A 15,562-nucleotide genomic window follows, 5' to 3' on the forward strand; every position below is an offset into this window, starting at 1 on the left:
GTCTCAGTAAACGAGACGCCACTCCGCCGGTTCGGCCTCGGCCAGCGCATACCATTCCCGCAGCAGAGGATGATCGAGCATCGTCCGCACCCAGGTCTTCACGACCGGATCAACAGCCAGTTCAAACGTGTTAATGCGGATGGCAACCGGCGCATACATGCAGTCCGCCACAGTCATCCGCTCCCCGAACAGGAACGTCGTCGGCTGTCCTGAGCGCAGGAGCGCGCCTTCGAGCGTGCGGCTCAGCAGCGCCACATCGGCCGCAAGTTCCTCGCTGATTTCCGGCAGAGGCGCGGGAGTACGCTCAACATCCATGGAGCAGTTCTGGCGGATCGGGCGGAAACCGGCATGCATCTGCGCGCTGATGCTGCGGGCATGGGCCCGCACGATCCGGTCTTCAGGCCAGAGCGAGGGTGCGATTTCGGCACAGTATTCGCAGATCGCCAGACTTTCCCAGATATCCGCGCCGTCATGTTGAAGATACGGCACCATCCGGTTGGGCGAGCGCGCATGGATCTCGGTCGTCCGGCCACCGCCCTTGAGCGCGATAACCTCTTCCGTCGCATCCAGCCCCGCCAGCCGCACAGCCAGCCAGCCCCGCAGAGACCAGGACGAATACCGACGCGACCCCAGAAGCAGCATACCCGCCATCAGGCGTCTCCCGCAGTAATGAAGCCGCCACCCAGCACGCGGCTTCCGTCATACAGCACACAGGCCTGACCGGGCGCGGGCATCGCGGCCTCGTTCAGTTCCACCAGCGCGCCACCATTCTCCAGCGGCTTTACAAGCGCCTCACGCAGCTTTTCCCGCGCGCGGATCTGTACGCCACAGCGCACGCCCTCAGCCGGGGCGTCGATCAGCCAGTTCATGTCGCGCAGGCGCACGGTCCGGCGACTGTCGGCTTCCGAAAGCTGCACGCGCGGCCCGACCACGATGCGCCGCTTCGGGACATCAATGCGCGTCACCATCTGGCGCTCGCCCGTCGCGGTGTGGATGTCCCCCAGACGCTTGCTCTGCCCGACCGTATAGCGCGCCACGCCTTCGTGCCGGCCCAGAACCTGGCCAGCCTCGTCCACGATCTCGCCCTCGCCCCGCACTTCCGGACGCAGCTTCTCGACCAGTTCGGCATAGGAGCCGGTGGGGACGAAACAGATGTCCTGACTGTCCGGCTTGGCGGCGATGGAAAGCCCCAGCTCTTCGGCCAGCGCACGCACATGCGCCTTGTCCGGCATCTCGCCCAGCGGAAAGCGCAGATAATCGAGCTGGTCTTTTGTCGTCGCGAACAGGAACCAGGTCTGGTCCCGCTCCGCATCGACGGGACGGTGCATTTCCGCCCCTTCCGGCCCTTCGATACGGCGGACGTAATGCCCGGTCGCCATGGCCTCGCAGCCCAGATCCCGCGCCATGCCCAGAAGATCCGTGAACTTCACGCCCTGATTGCAGGCCACGCAGGGAACAGGCGTTTCGCCACGCGCATAGGCATCCGCAAAGCTCTCGACCACGCTGTCTCGGAAGCGGCTTTCCGCATCAATGACGTAGTGCGGAAAGCCCAGACGGTCCGCCACGGCGCGCGCATCCATGATGTCACGCCCCGCACAGCACGCGCCCGGCTTGGCCGCCTGCCCGTGGTCGTAGAGCTGGAGGGTCGCGCCAATCACCTCGTGGCCCTGCCGTTTGAGCAGCGCGGCCACTACGGAACTGTCCACGCCTCCCGACATGGCAACGAGGATCCGCATGGTGCTCAGCCCGCCTTCGGAAGGCGAACGGTCAGGCCATCCAGCGCATCCGTCATGACGATCTGGCAGCCCAGACGGGACGTTTTTTCCAGACCGAACGCCAGATCGAGCATGTCTTCCTCGTCATCCGTCGGCGTGCCCAGCTTGGCGGCCCAGTCCGGATCGACGACCACATGGCAGGTCGCGCAGGCCAGCGAGCCTTCGCAGGCGCCTTCAAGGTCAATGTCGTGCTTGTGCGCGATTTCCAGCACCGACAGTCCGACAGGCGCGTCCACGTCACGACGGGTTCCATCACGCTCGATAAAGGTCATCTTGGGCATAGTCGTACGCTTTTTCCGGTTTCAGTTGGTTTGGCACGTCCGCGCGGCTGCGATCAGAAGCCCGGCCGCACGGTCAATATCGGCCTTGGAGGTAGAGCGTCCGACCGACAGGCGCAAGCATTGCGACGCCTTCTGCGCAGAAAGTCCCATCGCCGTCAGGACATAAGAGGGTGCAATCTCCGCCGCCGTACACGCCGATCCGGTCGAAGCAGCGACATCCGGACAGGCTTCCAGCACGTCCAGCGCCCGGAGTCCCTCGGGCAGACAGACATTCAGCGCCCCCGCCAGACGCGGCACGGTGCGCCCGTTCAGGACAATCCCCGGCAGGCCGCCCTGAAGCTGCGCCCACAGATCATCCCGCAGCACCGCCTGCCGCACAGCTTCTTCGGCCATGCTCACCGCAGCCAGCTCCGCAGCCGCTCCAAACCCGACAACCAGCGGTGTCGGCAGCGTTCCGGAGCGGAACCCGCGCTCCTGCCCGCCCCCGGAAAAAAGCGGCTCCAGCCGGACACGCGGACGACGCCGGACATACAGCGCCCCGATCCCTTTCGGTCCGTACATCTTGTGCGCGGACACGGACGCCAGATCCACATCCTTCAACGATACCGGCATTTTCCCGGCCATCTGCGCCAGATCGACATGCATCAGCGCGCCCGCCGCCTTCACGATCCCCGCAAGCTGCGGAATATCCTGCAACACGCCGGTCTCGTTGTTAGCCGCCATGATACTGACCAGCAGCGTCGGCACCTCCAGCGCCTTGCGCAAAGCCTCGGGATCAACCCGCCCGTCAGCATCCACGCCCAGCACAACCGCCTCAAAGCCTTCAGACGCCAGCGCCCGCACCGATTCCAGAACGCATTTATGCTCGGTTGCGACTGTGATGATCCGCCGTCGCGGATCGCCCAGCCGCGCCAGATGCCGCGCCGCCCCCTTGATGGCGAGGTTGTTCGCTTCCGTCGCACCGGACGTGAACACGATCTCCCGCGCTTCCGCCCCGATGAGCCGCGCCACGCTCTCCCGCGCCCGCTCCACGGCCTGCGCCGCTTTCCGCCCCGGTCCATGCAGACTGTGCGGGTTGCCGAAATCTTCCCCGAACCAGGGCAGCATGGCCTTCACGACCGCCGGATCACACGGCGTTGTCGAAAAGTGATCGAGATAGATCATACCCATTGCCCCGATCATTTCCGCAGACGACGCGCCATCGTCTCATACGCCTCACAGAACGCCTCGACCTGAGCCTCCTGCACATTCCAGGGAAGCGAAACACGGATGGCCTGCGCGGCACCCTCCGTCTCCCCCATCGCCCGCAACACATGCGAAGACGACACTTTCCCTGACGAGCAGGCCGAGCCCGCAGACACGCAGAACCCCGCCAGATCCAGCGTCATGAGTTGCACCTGCGCCGCCACACCATCCAGAATCAGACAGCTCGTATTCGGCAGCCGCGCCACCTCCTCCCCGGCAGGCCGCGCACCAACAGCTTTCGCCACGGCTTCGACCCGATCCCGAAGACGCTGTATGAGAGCCCAGTCCTGCAGACGCGCCGCATCAAACGCGGCCGCCATGCCCAGAATGGCCGGAAGCGCCTGCGTCCCGCCCCGGCGGCCCCGCTCCTGACCACCCCCCGCCACAAGCGCATCCATGGGCTCATCTTCCGCCAGCAGCAGCGCGCCAGCCCCTTTAGCCCCCCCCATCTTGTGCCCCGACACCGCAACACTGCACTCGCCCAGCGCGAACGGCACCCGTCCCGCACTCTGCACAGCGTCCACATGCAAATGCGCACCCGAGTCGCGACAGACCGCCAGCACATCCTCAAGCGGCGAAAGCACCCCCGTCTCGTTATTGGCGGACATCACACAGACCAGTGCCGGGCCGCTCTCGCGCAGCCGAGCCCGGAGGTGTTCCACATCCACAATCCCGTCCCCATTCACAGGCAGGATTTCAGCTCCGGGCGCGGCCTTGAGGATGGCATCATGTTCCGTAGCCCCAACAAAAATCCGGCGTCCCTGCCCGAAAGCATGAACCGCCATCGCATCGGCTTCCGTCGCCCCGGACGTGAACACGCAGGTGCCGGAAATCCGCCCGAAACCCGCTGCCATCCGGCTGCGGGCATCTTCAAGAAACCGGCGTGCTTCCCGCCCTTCAGCATGGACCGAAGACGGGTTTCCCGACAGCATCATCCCCTCCAGCGCCGCCTCCTTCGCACAGGGGTGCAGCGGCTCGGTGGCATTGGCGTCCAGATAGGTCGTCCCGGAAACAGTTTTCAGCGCAGTCATCATGTTTTCCAGATTGGGCAAACGGGTGGAAATCGCAATGGCATGTCGATTTTGGTGGAAATCGGCTTTTGCGAATCGGTATACACAGCACCACCGGACGGCAGAGTTCCAATCCTGCCTGACACAGCGCGAGAGTATTCATGCCTGAAGTGATGTTCGCCGGCCCAGACGGTCGGCTTGAGGGTCGTTACCACCACTCCAGCGAACCCAACGCTCCGCTTGCTTTGGTGCTGCATCCCCATCCGCTCCACGGCGGCACCATGAACAACCGTATCACGTACACGATGTATCGCAGCTTCGAGAAAATGGGTTTCTCGGTCATGCGCTACAATTCGCGTGGCGTCGGCCGCTCCCAGGGCCGTTATGACGGCGGTATTGGCGAGATTTCCGATGCGGCAGCAGCCCTTGACTGGATGCAGATGGTGAACCCGAACTCCACCGAACTGTGGATCTCGGGCTATTCCTTTGGTGCCTTCGTCGGCATGCAGCTTCTGATGCGCCGCCCTGAAATCAGCGGCTGGATCAGCGTAGCTCCCCCGGCCAACGACTACGATTTCGGCTTTCTGGCCCCCTGTCCCTGTGGCGGCCTCATGATCGCCGGCGGCAAGGACGAAATGGCGCCCGAACCCGGCATTCACAAGCTGGTGGACAAGCTCAACACCCAGAAGAACGTCACCGTCGACTACCGCATTTTCGACGACGCCGACCACATCTTCGCCAAACAGGCCGATCGTGTCGGCGAAGCGCTTGAAGACCACGTCAACACGATGCGCGGCCGCAAGGCACTGGCTCTGGCCGCAGACTGATCCGGGACATAATTCCCACCAGACACCTTCAAAAAGGCTCTCCCTCACGGAGAGCCTTTTTGATTCCGGCCCCCGGATTTTCTTGCCCTGTCCAGACAAATATGTAACCGGATATTTCATGCAAGACCGAAACATTCTGCACCCCGGCGCTCCCCTGTCCCTCCCCGTCGAGGTCTCGCACCTCACCAAGAGCTTTGGCAGTTTCAAAGCACTGGACGACGTCTCCTTCTCCATCGCGCAGGGCGAAACCGTGGCCCTTCTGGGGCGCAACGGGGCCGGGAAATCCACACTGATTGGCTGCCTCATGGGCTTCCTGCTCGCGGATGGCGGCAGCATCGATATTTTCGGTCACAGCATCGCAGCTCTCCCGCGTGAAATCCGGGCCAGAACCGGCTTCGTGCCCCAGACCATGACCGGGTTCGGCAATTTCCGCGTCGGCCAGCTCATGGACTATATCGCCGCCTTCTACGGCGAACTTCCTCCCGTTGATCCTGCCCTGATCGCCTGGGCAGACCTCGATCCGAAAAAACAGGTGCGCGCGCTTTCGGGTGGTCAGAAACAGCGTCTGGCCATCGTTCTCGCCATGCGTCACAATCCCGAATTTCTGGTTCTGGACGAACCCGTCGCCAGCCTGGACCCCCATGCCCGGCGCGACTTCATGAACCTGCTCGACGCCTACACGCAGCGGACGGGCGCGAGCATCCTGATTTCGTCGCATATCCTGTCCGATCTTGAACGTATGTGCTCGCGTCTGCTGTTCGTCCGGCAGGGTCGCGTGGTGCTGGACGTGCCGACCGGGACGTTCCGCGCCACCACACGCTGGCTCGAACACCCCGCGCCTGCCCAGCTTCTCGCGCTCCTCCCCCCGGACGTCCAGATCCTCGGACAGCGCCCCGATGCGCTGCTGGTGCATGGCTGGACAGGAGACCTCAGTCTCCCCGAAAATACCCTGACAGTCGTGCCGGATTTCGAGGACGCCTTTCTGGAAATCACAGCCCCCCGCACGACCCCGGCCCATGCTGAAGGATCGGACAGCGCGGCATGATGAGTTTCCTGCCCTCGGGCGCACTGGAACGCAAAGACACGATCCGGGCGCTGCGGCTATACGGCACACGCGTTTTTATCGTCGGCAATCCGATGGTCTACACGGCCGGATTCTTCATCTTTCTTGCGGGCATGACGGCCCATGATCTGCACACGGCCCTCCTGACGCAGGGGCTGGGAAAGGCGCTTAAACACGCCAACGTCTTCAACGCCGCCATCGCCGCAACCTTTATACAGAACTGCCTGCAAACCCATTCCGGCAACCAGATCGGCGCATCCCAGGCCCCAGCCATCCCCGGTCTGCTTCATGCCGAGGCCCGCGCGGCAGCCCTGACGTCCATTGTGGCCATCATCGCCCTCGCAGGCCTGCTGGCCTGGAGCGGACTGCCCCTGCATGACACGCTGTTCTACACCCTTCTCAACACAGTTCCGGCCGTCGTCCAGTGGTACGCCCCGCCGCAACAGACATCCCGCAGGGTCAAGGGCATCATGACGGTGATTGGCGTCACCCTGCTGCTCGGCCTGGTGCTCCTGACCTTCGCAACAGATTTTCCGCTCTGGGCACTCACGCGCCCGGCCGTCCTGACCATCCCGGCCGATCTCGCCATGATGAGCCTGCTGACGGCGGCCATCATGACGTTGCCCAACCGTCTGCACTCCCCGGCCATGCTGGCACCCACGGATGGCGTTACGGCATCTGCCCCGGAATTTGCGATGCCGGACAGCGCCCCGCGCGTCGCACCGCAGGATCTCAGCTTCTATCAGCTCCGGCAGATGCTCCTCTCCCCAGCCTCCCCGACCAGCCAGCGCAACGACCTGCTGATCAGCCTGATTATGCCTGCCAGCATCATCCTGTTCATGGGTAGCCTGCCGCTCGGACACGGCTCTTTCGGCACCCGGATTGCCCATCTGACGCCCGGCATGACGATCCTGATCGCCCTTCAGGACGGCTGGATCAGCAACCGCAAGCACTGGCCGCTGCTCCTGACGACGGGACGTTTCGGCAGCCGGCTCAGTTTCGTGCGCGCAGTGTTCGCCGCCAAAGCCAGCAGAATTTTCATGACGGCCCCGCTCCGGACGCTGAGCCTCATGCTGCCGGTCACGCTTTTCAAACCCCTTACCCCCACCCATGCCCTGCTGGATGGCGCGGAACTTCTGGTCGCAATGCTCGGGGTGACATTCTGCTGCCCGCTGCCGTTTCTCGTCATGAAGCAGCCTCCGCAGGGCATTATCGTTGCGGCCAGCATCGCCCCGGCCTTCCTGCTCCAGATCTGCAACCCGTTCATTCTGGGAACCCGCATCTTCGGGCCCATCGCTCTGGCTCTCGCAGCCCTTGGGGCGCTGTGCTTCTTTGTTGTTCCGTCGCGCATGGCCCGCTCCGACTGGCCTTACGAGACCGAGTAAGCGTCAAATAAGCGCCCGGCCCGATGCCTCGCCGGGCTCCGGAGTTTCCGCTCCGGTCCCGGTCATGCTAGGGTTTATGTCCCTTCTTTTCAGCAGTAGCGTAGCAAGACCGACCCATGACAAAGAGTCCGTTCCTTCTCGAAGCCCAGGCCCGCGGCCTGATCTTCCAGTGCACCGACCTCGACGCCCTCGACGAGGCCCTGCTGGCCGGACCGATCACCGCCTATGTGGGTTTCGATCCGACAGCAGACTCCCTGCATGTCGGCAATGCGCTCTCCATTATGGCGCTACGCCTGCTCCAGAAACACGGCCACCGCCCGATCGCCCTGATGGGCGGCGGTACGGCCAAGATCGGCGATCCGTCCTTCCGCGACGAGGCCCGCTCCCTCATCACGAACGAGACAATCGCGCACAACATTGCGGGGATCGAAAAGTCCCTGCGCCAGTTTATCACTTTCAGCGATGAAGACCCGTCCAGCGGCGCCATCCTCGCAAACAATGCCGACTGGCTGGACAAGCTCTCCTACATCGACCTGCTGCAGGATGTCGGCGCGCATTTCTCCATCAGCCGCATGCTGTCCTTCGACAGCGTGAAGCAGCGTCTGGAGCGGGAACAGGGCCTGACATTTCTGGAGTTCAACTACTCCATCCTGCAATCCTACGATTTCCGCGAACTGAACCGCCGCCACGGCGCTGTTCTCCAGATGGGCGGTTCGGACCAGTGGGGCAACATCGTCTCGGGTATTGATCTGGCCCGTCGCACCGATGGCAAGCAGATCTTCGGTCTGACCACGCCGCTCGTGACCACCTCCTCAGGTGCGAAAATGGGCAAGTCCGCCAACGGCGCCACATGGGTCCGGGCGGAGCGTCTGCCGGCCTTCGAATACTGGCAGTTCTGGCGCAACACCGAAGACGCCGATGTCGGCCGCTTCCTCAAACTTTTCACAGATCTTCCCGTCGAGGAGTGCGAACGTCTCGGCGCACTTGAAGGCGCGGACATCAACGAAGCCAAGAAGATCCTCGCCACTGAAGCCACCGCCATCTGCCACGGCCGCGCCGCTGCCGAAGAGGCCGCCGAGACGGCCCGGCGTGTGTTCGAGCAGGGTTCCACACAGGCTGCCCTGCCGGAGATCGACCTGCCCGCCACTCTGCTTGCCGAGGGCCTGCCCGCATTCCGCGTCTTTCAGGAAGCCGGACTGGCCGCAAGTGGCGGAGAAGCGCGCCGCCTGATCCGTGGCGGAGGCGGTCGCGTCAATGACGTGGTGGTCTCGGACGAGAACCAGACCTTCACCCTCGACGATCTGCGCGACGGCGTCCTGAAGGTGTCGTCCGGCAAGAAAAAGCACATCCTGCTCCGTCCGGTCTGAAACCCCTCATGACCAATGTCATCCGCCAATCCTGACAGGATACCCTGTTTTTTCTCCTCCGGAACGGGCATCCTCGCCGCAGGGTGCCCAACGGAGACACGGCGCGGATGATGACGGAACGCAAAAACTGGCGTGGTCTGCTGACTGACTGTGCAGGACTGGCCTTCGCCGCCGTCTGGGCCACGCGCGGCGCACAGGCGGCCAGTCTTCCCCCGGCCTTGACCGTCGCGCTCATCGCCATCCCGACGCTCCTTCTTGTCCTCGGGTTCGCCCGCCGCGACCTCATCCTCCGACGCCCCGAAATCTCCGTTGACCCGAAGCTGACCCGTCGCATCAAGATCCTGCGTTTCGTAGGGATTTTCGCTGCCGCATCATGGACCCATTCCCATCACCGGCTGGATCTGTTCTATCCGATGCTCGGGGCCATTATTGGCCTGTCTTACGTCCCGCTGGGCTGCGCCCTGCAAGAACCGGTGCATGTCTTCATGGGCGGCGCCATTGTCCTGATTTCCGGCCTTTCCATGCTTCTGCCCGAACCTCACCATCTGGAAGTCGCAGGTTTCGGCACAGCCCTCGCCATCTGGGCAGGAAGCGCGGTGCGACTGTGGCGGTCCGGCCTGTTCCTGCCTGCGGAACCGGCTTCCATCACCGTCACCTGATGGCCGCGGATTCCCTCTCCCGCCATCTGGCGGATCGCAAGACGCCCTGGCCGCACTTCAACCATTATCTGGTGGCCTATCTGAGCTACCTGCTGTTCTATCCGGTTCCCTGGCTGCTGGGCTATCACCGCCCCACACTTCCGGGCGTCCTGTTCTCGGCAGCGGCCATGCTGCTGTTCCTGCTGGTCTATTTCGCGCCCTACCGCAAAGACCGCTATTACGGCTATGGCGAAATCATCCTCACCGATCTGATCGGCTATGCCTGTGCCTGGACGCATGGCGACTGGGAAGTCTACTGCATTTTCGCCGCCGGAATGTGTGCACGCCTTCCCGAAAGGCGACAGTCCATCACGATGGTCATCCTGTTGCAGGTCGTGCTCATCATCTCCGGCCACTTCCGGCACAAGACCACACTGGAAGTCATTCCCGGCGCCTTTTTCAGCATCATCACCTATATGGGCACGCTGGTGCAGTGGCAGCTCGGCATCCGCAATTTCGAACTTCGCGAAGCCCAGAACGAGATCCGTACCCTCGCCACCACAGCAGAGCGCGAACGCATCGCCCGCGACCTGCACGATCTTCTGGGCCATTCCCTGACTGTCATTTCCGTTAAGGCCGAACTCTCAGAACGGCTGTTCATGGCTGATCCCCCCCGCGCCCGGCAGGAAATTAACGAAATCAGCCAGATCGCCCGCACATCCCTGCGCGAAGTGCGCGAAGCCGTATCCGGCATGAACGGCGCGTCCCTCCTGCGGGAAATGGACCGTGCCCGCAAGGCCCTGCACACCGCAGGCATCACACTCGCACTGACCGGCCGCGCCCCTCCCGCCGACGCCCCGCCGAACAGCGTGCTTGCCCTGGCCCTGCGCGAAGCCGTTACGAACGTCATCCGCCATTCCGAAGCCCGGACCTGCACCCTGACCTTCCTGTACGATGCCAGCGGACACATCCACACCTTCACTCTCGAAGATGACGGCCCGCTTCAGGCCACAAAACCCGCCCGGGCCATCGTCGAAGGCAACGGTCTGCGCGGCATGCGCGCCAGACTTGCCGCCTCTGGTGGCACCCTGACCATTTCTCCCCGCCCCCAGGGCTTCACACTGACTGCGACGACGCTGCCATGATCCGCCTCATCCTTGCCGAAGACCAGACCATGCTCCTCGATGCCTTCGAGGCCCTGCTGCATCTTGAAGACGATATCCAGATCGTCGGACGCGCCACTGACGGGCGCGAGGCGCTCGACCTGATCCGCGAACACCGCCCGGATGTGGTCCTGACCGACATCGAAATGCCCCATGTCACGGGCATCGAACTTGCCGAGAAAATCCTTCAGGAAAATCTCCCCAGCCGCGTCATGATCGTGACAACCTTTGGACGCTCCGGCTATCTGCGGCGCGCGCTGCAGGCGGGGGTGCGCGGCTACATGCTCAAGGACGCCCCCATCACGCAGCTTGCCGCCGCCATCCGCAAGGTCGCCGCCGGGGGACGGGCCATCGCCCCCGATCTGGCCGAAGCCGTCTGGGACGCCCTGCCCGATCCCCTTTCCGAACGCGAGCGCACCATGCTCCGCCTGGCCGAAGCCGGGCGCACGAACCGCGAAATTGCGGAAGAACTGTCCCTGTCCTCAGGAACAGTCCGCAATTATTTCTCGGAAATCGTCCAGAAGCTGGATGCCCGGAACCGCATAGAAGCCGGCCGGATCGCCCGCGCGAACGGCTGGCTGTAAGCACCCCGCCGCTATCAGGGCTGGAACAGAACGCTCAGAGACCGCACACCCTGGGCACCATGCACCAGAACACCCTCGATATCCGCCGTCGCTGACGGGCCGCTCTGGAAAACGGCATAATGGGCCTGCAACCATTCCGGACGTTGATAGGCATTGTGCAGGTTGTAAACGATCTGGGCGGGGTCCAGCAGGACGATCAGATGCTGCGGCAGAAAGCCCGTCGTGTTCACATGAAGCTGCTTTTCCGTGAAACATAGCGACCCGGTCTCCGCCACGCCAAACGCCGCGCGCAGAACAGCATATTCGACTGGCGCGATATCCGTGGGCTTCGTGTGAGGCGTGATTTTCATATCCCCCTCAAACTCCGGCACGCACGACACGACAGGCCCCGGCTTGACGATGGCCTGCCGCACGGGCGCCATCGGATCAGCCACATCCGTGAGCAGCATCTTTCCGCCCATACGTTCCAGAGACTTCTGGAACAGAGCCTTCAGATCGGCTGGGGCTGCCTGATCGAACAGCGGCACCGCAGGGCGGGGATGCTCGCCCTGAAGATGAGTGCTGCGGATTGCTCCCAGAATGGCCTCGCGTGATCCACTCATGAGTTTTCTCCCTCGCCCTGCGACTTCCGGTTCCGGCGATACCATTCATTGAACGTCTGTTTGGGCGTTTCGGGAATGTCGCGCTTGCGGCCCCAGGTGTTAAGCTTGTTGTACAGCATGAAATGCGGCAGGTGCCGCAGCGCGCTCCGCCCCAGAGGCAGGCTCGCCCGATAGACCACAGGTGACGCCAGAACCTCGCCCGCCGCCTTCATCATGACCTTCTTGACCGGAGAAATTTCCCCCTCGCCCGCCAACGTCTTGCGCCAGTCCGCAATCTGTTCGTGAATATTGATCTTCACCGGACAGACATTGGTGCAGCTCCCGTTCATCGTCGAGGAATATGGCAGGTTGCGGTATTTATGGACGTTGAAGGTCGGGTCGATAATCAGCCCGATCGGCCCGGCATAGGTCGCGCCATAGCTCAGCCCGCCGCTGCGTCGGAACACCGGGCAGGTGTTCATGCAGGCGCCACAGCGGATGCATTTCAGCCCCGGCCAGAACTTCTCCATCCCCAGACGCTCGGAACGCCCGTTATCCACGAGCACGACATGCATTTCGCCACCCTCACGCGGGCCGCGAAAATGCGACGTATACTGCGTGATCGGGGACCCCAGAGCGCTCCGCGACAGCAGCCGGATAAAGACGGGCAACTCATTCAGGCCGGGAATGAGCTTCTCAATCCCGATGGACGCGATATGCAGCGGCGGCGTATTGGCGGACAGATCCGCATTGCTCTCATTGGTGCAGACAACGAACGTTCCCGTTTCCGCAACCACGAAATTACCGCCCGTCATCCCGGCCTGCGCCGAGAGAATCAGCGGGCGTGTGGCTTCGCGCTGACATTCCGTCAGGTAGTGCGCATCCGCATTGTCTGGGTCAGAGCCGATCGTTTTGGCAAAAACACTGGCGACATCGGTTCGCAGCTTGTGCACGGCCGGAACCACCACATGGCTCGGCGCTTCATCATCCAGCTGCTGGATGCGTTCGCCGAGATCCGTTTCGATGACCTCGACATTATTGTGGGCCATGAACTCCCGGAAGCCGCATTCTTCCGTCAGCATGGATTTGCTCTTGATCAGCCGTTCGACGCCCCTGCTCCGCAGGATTTCCAGAACAATGGCGTTATGCTCGGCCCCGTCCTTCGCCCAGTGAACCTTGATCCCGTTGGCCGTCGCATTCTTCTCGAACAGTTCGAGATAGTAATCGAGCTTCGAAAGCGTGTGTTCCTTGATGCCTGAGGCGAGGTTCCGGAGTTCTTCCCATTCCTCGATCCCATGCATTTCCTTGTCGCGCTTCTGGCGCAGATCCCACAGGCGCGCGTCATGCATGGCTTCGTGTTCGGTCGCGGCCATGAAGCGGTTCGCAGCTTCGGACTGGTCAACGGGCCGGTTGCCACGGATTTTCGCGCCCCGCGGCTGAGGTTCCGAAATCCGGGACTTCAGAGGCCGGGACGAGGCGGCGCCGTGATCGAGTTGTTCACCATGCGGGTCCGTCAGCTCTTCATGCAATTCGGCGGTCATGCGCGTGCTCCATTCAGGATCTGGGCGATGTGAATGTATTTGAGATTGGCACCCATCCGCCGCGCACAGCCTTCCTGATGCATCATGCAGGAACTGTCGGAGGACGTGACATATTCCGCCCCGGACCTGAGCTGGTCCGTGACCTTGTCCTGACCCATCTTGGCCGAGACGCCTTCCTCGAATACCGAGAACGTTCCGCCAAAACCGCAGCATTCGTCAGGGCGCGTCAGATCGGCGAATTCAATGCCCTTGACCATCCCCAGCAGCGCCTTCGGCTTGGAAAACGGCTCTTCCCGACGTTCGCTCATGCTGGCGATCCGCAGGTTCCGCAGCGTGTTGCAGTTGTTGTGCAGGGCAACACGATGCGGAAACTCGGCCCAGGGAAACGCATCGACCTTGAGAACGTCATGCAGGAATTCGACCAGTTCATAGGTGCGGCTGCGAACGTGTTTGACTGCATCAGTCTGTTCGATGGCCGTCATGTTGTTGCGCACCTGATTGGTGCAGCTTCCGGACGGTGTGACGATGTAATCGTATTTCCCGAAATTGCGGACGAACAGTTCTTCCGTCTTGGCCGCCTCGCGCTCGCAGCCGGTATTGGTCATGGGCTGGCCGCAGCATGTCTGATCGACAGGATATTCAACGGACAGTCCGAAACGCTCCAGCAGTTCCAGAGTCGCAATTCCTGTCTCGGGGTGAAACATGTCCACATAACATGGAACAAACAGACCGACCTTCATGGGAATACCTTTGTCTTCAGTCAACGCGTGTGATCACAGTCTCATGAAAACAACACAAAAACAAAAGACAAGTTTACGGGAGAATCGAAGTCATCATAACCAGAGTATTTTAGTCCTGATAGTAATACCAATATCTGATCGTGATTTGAAAAGATGATTTTCAAGTATTCATCAAAGAAAATTGGAAAAACAAAATAGTCTCAGGCTCTCTGGCCGCCCAGAATATGCCCGGACGCCGTCTTTTCCATCAGGGCCACGACATGCCGGAGAATACGACGCTCGTCATAAGTCTCCAGAGCCAGTCGTCTTGCGGCTTTACCCATGGCGTCTCGCAATGCCGCGTCCTGCACCAGAAGACGCAGGGCGCGGGCAAGCGGGGCGGAGAGGCCCGGCGGCACCAGAAATCCGGTTGTCCCGTCCACGACCTGCTCTCTGGGTCCGCGAACATCCGTCGCCACGACCGGCAACCCGCTCAGCATCGCTTCGATGACCGACATGGGCAGACCTTCAAAATGGCTGGGGAGTGCGAAAATATCCGCCGCCATCAGAAGCTCGGCCACATCCTCCCGATATCCAAGCATCCGCAGACGTGGCCCCAGACGCTCCCCTGCGCGTTCAAACGGCGCCGTCAGATCCGCCCCGTGATCCGAAGGCAGACGCTCGCCAACGACCCACAGTTCGGCATCCGGAACATCTTCCATCGCCCGCAGCAGTTCGGGATGACCCTTGTGCCGCACCAGACGCGACACCACGATAACCACCGGCCGATCCTGCGGAACCCCAAGCTCCTCGCGTATCCGGGCCCGGACGGCCGGGTCAGGATGAAAGCGTTCCGGGTCCCGGCCGTTGCCGATGGCGATGGGATGGCGGTTCAGATGCAGCCGGCGCGCATCCCGCGCTTCCTCGCGCGAGACGGTCATGTACAGATCCGTCATACGCCCCGCCGCCCATTCCAGCATCAGGGACAGCATCCGGCGTCGCCAGGATCCCGGCTGGTTGAACAGAAAACCGTGGCAGGTATAGGCCACGATCCGCACCCCGCAGAGCCGGGCGGCAAATCGTGCCAGAATCCCGCTGATGGGCATATGGCCATGAACCAGATCCGGCTTTTCACGCCGGATCAGGCGCAGCAGCGCGACAAAAGCCCGGTACTGGGCAACCGGCGAGAGCGATCGCGCCATCGGAACGCCGTGCACCGTAAAGCCCTCGGCCCGCACGACCTTGAGATGGGCCCCTTCGGCACAGGCCCCCTGAACATCATGCCCGGCTTCACGCAGTTCCCGCATCAGCGGCAGCAGGAACTGCCTGAGCGCGAAATCCACATTCGTGATTTCGAGGATCTTCACGCCTGCACCCTGGACA

At 62.4% G+C, this 15,562-nt stretch carries 16 protein-coding genes; 7 read left to right on the top strand and 9 right to left on the bottom strand.

Annotated elements, in window-relative coordinates; all coding sequences use genetic code 11:
• Positions 1 to 3: 3 nt before the first annotated feature.
• The 5 genes from GAL01_RS05185 to GAL01_RS05205 are packed head-to-tail and all read right to left on the bottom strand — an operon-like array spanning position 4 to position 4,335.
• Positions 4 to 651 (bottom strand): glutathione S-transferase family protein, encoded by a 648-nt coding sequence (locus GAL01_RS05185; RefSeq protein WP_062027357.1) that lies wholly within the window; start codon positions 649 to 651, stop codon positions 4 to 6.
• The gene (mnmA, locus tag GAL01_RS05190; RefSeq protein ID WP_062027359.1) at positions 651 to 1,736 is read right to left on the bottom strand and encodes a tRNA 2-thiouridine(34) synthase MnmA; all 1,086 of its coding nucleotides are present in this window, start codon (positions 1,734 to 1,736) and stop codon (positions 651 to 653) included. The genes GAL01_RS05185 and mnmA overlap by 1 nt, the downstream gene beginning before the upstream one ends.
• A 5-nt stretch (positions 1,737 to 1,741) precedes the next feature.
• Positions 1,742 to 2,056, bottom strand: coding sequence for a ferredoxin family 2Fe-2S iron-sulfur cluster binding protein (locus GAL01_RS05195; protein WP_062027361.1), 315 nt, complete (start codon positions 2,054 to 2,056; stop codon positions 1,742 to 1,744).
• Positions 2,057 to 2,077: 21 nt separating this feature from the next.
• Positions 2,078 to 3,220 carry a cysteine desulfurase family protein gene (locus GAL01_RS05200; RefSeq protein WP_099253148.1) on the bottom strand — a complete coding sequence of 381 codons (1,143 nt, stop codon included), beginning with the start codon at positions 3,218 to 3,220 and terminating at the stop codon, positions 2,078 to 2,080.
• A 14-nt stretch (positions 3,221 to 3,234) separates the two neighbouring features.
• Positions 3,235 to 4,335 (bottom strand): cysteine desulfurase family protein, encoded by a 1,101-nt coding sequence (locus GAL01_RS05205; protein WP_255308571.1) that lies wholly within the window; start codon positions 4,333 to 4,335, stop codon positions 3,235 to 3,237.
• Positions 4,336 to 4,472: 137 nt separating this feature from the next.
• On the opposite strand from GAL01_RS05205, the gene GAL01_RS05210 reads away from it, so the two are divergent.
• The 7 genes from GAL01_RS05210 to GAL01_RS05240 all read left to right on the top strand — a co-directional run bounded on the left by GAL01_RS05210 (position 4,473) and on the right by GAL01_RS05240 (position 11,338).
• The gene (locus tag GAL01_RS05210) at positions 4,473 to 5,138 is read left to right on the top strand and encodes an alpha/beta hydrolase (RefSeq protein ID WP_062028603.1); all 666 of its coding nucleotides are present in this window, start codon (positions 4,473 to 4,475) and stop codon (positions 5,136 to 5,138) included.
• A gap of 118 nt (positions 5,139 to 5,256) precedes the next feature.
• Entirely contained in the window at positions 5,257 to 6,183 is a 927-nt protein-coding gene (locus GAL01_RS05215) for an ABC transporter ATP-binding protein (RefSeq protein ID WP_062028605.1), read from the top strand.
• A complete protein-coding gene (locus tag GAL01_RS05220) occupies positions 6,180 to 7,586 on the top strand; it encodes a hypothetical protein (protein ID WP_062028607.1) in 1,407 nt (468 codons plus the stop codon). Before GAL01_RS05215 ends, GAL01_RS05220 begins: the two co-directional genes overlap by 4 nt.
• Before the next feature lie 116 nt (positions 7,587 to 7,702).
• On the top strand, positions 7,703 to 8,953 hold the full coding sequence (gene tyrS, locus GAL01_RS05225) for a tyrosine--tRNA ligase (RefSeq protein WP_062028609.1): 1,251 nt from the start codon (positions 7,703 to 7,705) through the stop codon (positions 8,951 to 8,953).
• 107 nt (positions 8,954 to 9,060) lie between these two features.
• The gene (locus tag GAL01_RS05230; protein ID WP_174694449.1) at positions 9,061 to 9,612 is read left to right on the top strand and encodes a hypothetical protein; all 552 of its coding nucleotides are present in this window, start codon (positions 9,061 to 9,063) and stop codon (positions 9,610 to 9,612) included.
• Positions 9,558 to 10,736 carry a sensor histidine kinase gene (locus tag GAL01_RS05235; RefSeq protein WP_231865258.1) on the top strand — a complete coding sequence of 393 codons (1,179 nt, stop codon included), beginning with the start codon at positions 9,558 to 9,560 and terminating at the stop codon, positions 10,734 to 10,736. Before GAL01_RS05230 ends, GAL01_RS05235 begins: the two co-directional genes overlap by 55 nt.
• Positions 10,733 to 11,338 (top strand): response regulator transcription factor, encoded by a 606-nt coding sequence (locus GAL01_RS05240; RefSeq protein WP_062028613.1) that lies wholly within the window; start codon positions 10,733 to 10,735, stop codon positions 11,336 to 11,338. Before GAL01_RS05235 ends, GAL01_RS05240 begins: the two co-directional genes overlap by 4 nt.
• A gap of 14 nt (positions 11,339 to 11,352) precedes the next feature.
• Here the strand turns inward: GAL01_RS05240 and GAL01_RS05245 are convergent, their stop codons facing one another.
• The 4 genes from GAL01_RS05245 to GAL01_RS05260 form a co-directional block, all read right to left on the bottom strand.
• Positions 11,353 to 11,940, bottom strand: coding sequence for a LutC/YkgG family protein (locus GAL01_RS05245; RefSeq protein ID WP_062028615.1), 588 nt, complete (start codon positions 11,938 to 11,940; stop codon positions 11,353 to 11,355).
• The gene (locus tag GAL01_RS05250) at positions 11,937 to 13,460 is read right to left on the bottom strand and encodes a lactate utilization protein B (RefSeq protein WP_062028617.1); all 1,524 of its coding nucleotides are present in this window, start codon (positions 13,458 to 13,460) and stop codon (positions 11,937 to 11,939) included. Before GAL01_RS05250 ends, GAL01_RS05245 begins: the two co-directional genes overlap by 4 nt.
• Positions 13,457 to 14,200: a (Fe-S)-binding protein gene (locus GAL01_RS05255; protein ID WP_062028656.1), complete on the bottom strand. Its 744-nt coding sequence runs from the start codon at positions 14,198 to 14,200 to the stop codon at positions 13,457 to 13,459. The genes GAL01_RS05250 and GAL01_RS05255 overlap by 4 nt, the downstream gene beginning before the upstream one ends.
• A gap of 200 nt (positions 14,201 to 14,400) precedes the next feature.
• Positions 14,401 to 15,546 carry a glycosyltransferase family 4 protein gene (locus tag GAL01_RS05260; RefSeq protein ID WP_062028620.1) on the bottom strand — a complete coding sequence of 382 codons (1,146 nt, stop codon included), beginning with the start codon at positions 15,544 to 15,546 and terminating at the stop codon, positions 14,401 to 14,403.
• Between the last annotated feature and the right edge of the window lie 16 nt (positions 15,547 to 15,562).

The organism is Gluconobacter albidus (genome assembly GCF_002723915.1).
Classification (GTDB): domain Bacteria; phylum Pseudomonadota; class Alphaproteobacteria; order Acetobacterales; family Acetobacteraceae; genus Gluconobacter; species Gluconobacter albidus.

Bases quoted from the DNA above. Each gene is read 5' to 3' on its own strand.
- GAL01_RS05240 (WP_062028613.1), top strand. From the start codon at position 10,733: ATGATCCGCCTCATCCTTGCCGAAGACCAGACCATGCTCCTCGATGCC.
- mnmA (WP_062027359.1), bottom strand. From the start codon at position 1,736: ATGCGGATCCTCGTTGCCATGTCGGGAGGCGTGGACAGTTCCGTAGTG.
- GAL01_RS05255 (WP_062028656.1), bottom strand. From the start codon at position 14,200: ATGAAGGTCGGTCTGTTTGTTCCATGTTATGTGGACATGTTTCACCCC.
- GAL01_RS05200 (WP_099253148.1), bottom strand. From the start codon at position 3,220: ATGATCTATCTCGATCACTTTTCGACAACGCCGTGTGATCCGGCGGTC.
- GAL01_RS05250 (WP_062028617.1), bottom strand. From the start codon at position 13,460: ATGACCGCCGAATTGCATGAAGAGCTGACGGACCCGCATGGTGAACAA.
- GAL01_RS05185 (WP_062027357.1), bottom strand. From the start codon at position 651: ATGGCGGGTATGCTGCTTCTGGGGTCGCGTCGGTATTCGTCCTGGTCT.
- GAL01_RS05210 (WP_062028603.1), top strand. From the start codon at position 4,473: ATGCCTGAAGTGATGTTCGCCGGCCCAGACGGTCGGCTTGAGGGTCGT.
- tyrS (WP_062028609.1), top strand. From the start codon at position 7,703: ATGACAAAGAGTCCGTTCCTTCTCGAAGCCCAGGCCCGCGGCCTGATC.
- GAL01_RS05205 (WP_255308571.1), bottom strand. From the start codon at position 4,335: ATGATGACTGCGCTGAAAACTGTTTCCGGGACGACCTATCTGGACGCC.
- GAL01_RS05245 (WP_062028615.1), bottom strand. From the start codon at position 11,940: ATGAGTGGATCACGCGAGGCCATTCTGGGAGCAATCCGCAGCACTCAT.
- GAL01_RS05230 (WP_174694449.1), top strand. From the start codon at position 9,061: ATGATGACGGAACGCAAAAACTGGCGTGGTCTGCTGACTGACTGTGCA.
- GAL01_RS05220 (WP_062028607.1), top strand. From the start codon at position 6,180: ATGATGAGTTTCCTGCCCTCGGGCGCACTGGAACGCAAAGACACGATC.
- GAL01_RS05195 (WP_062027361.1), bottom strand. From the start codon at position 2,056: ATGCCCAAGATGACCTTTATCGAGCGTGATGGAACCCGTCGTGACGTG.
- GAL01_RS05215 (WP_062028605.1), top strand. From the start codon at position 5,257: ATGCAAGACCGAAACATTCTGCACCCCGGCGCTCCCCTGTCCCTCCCC.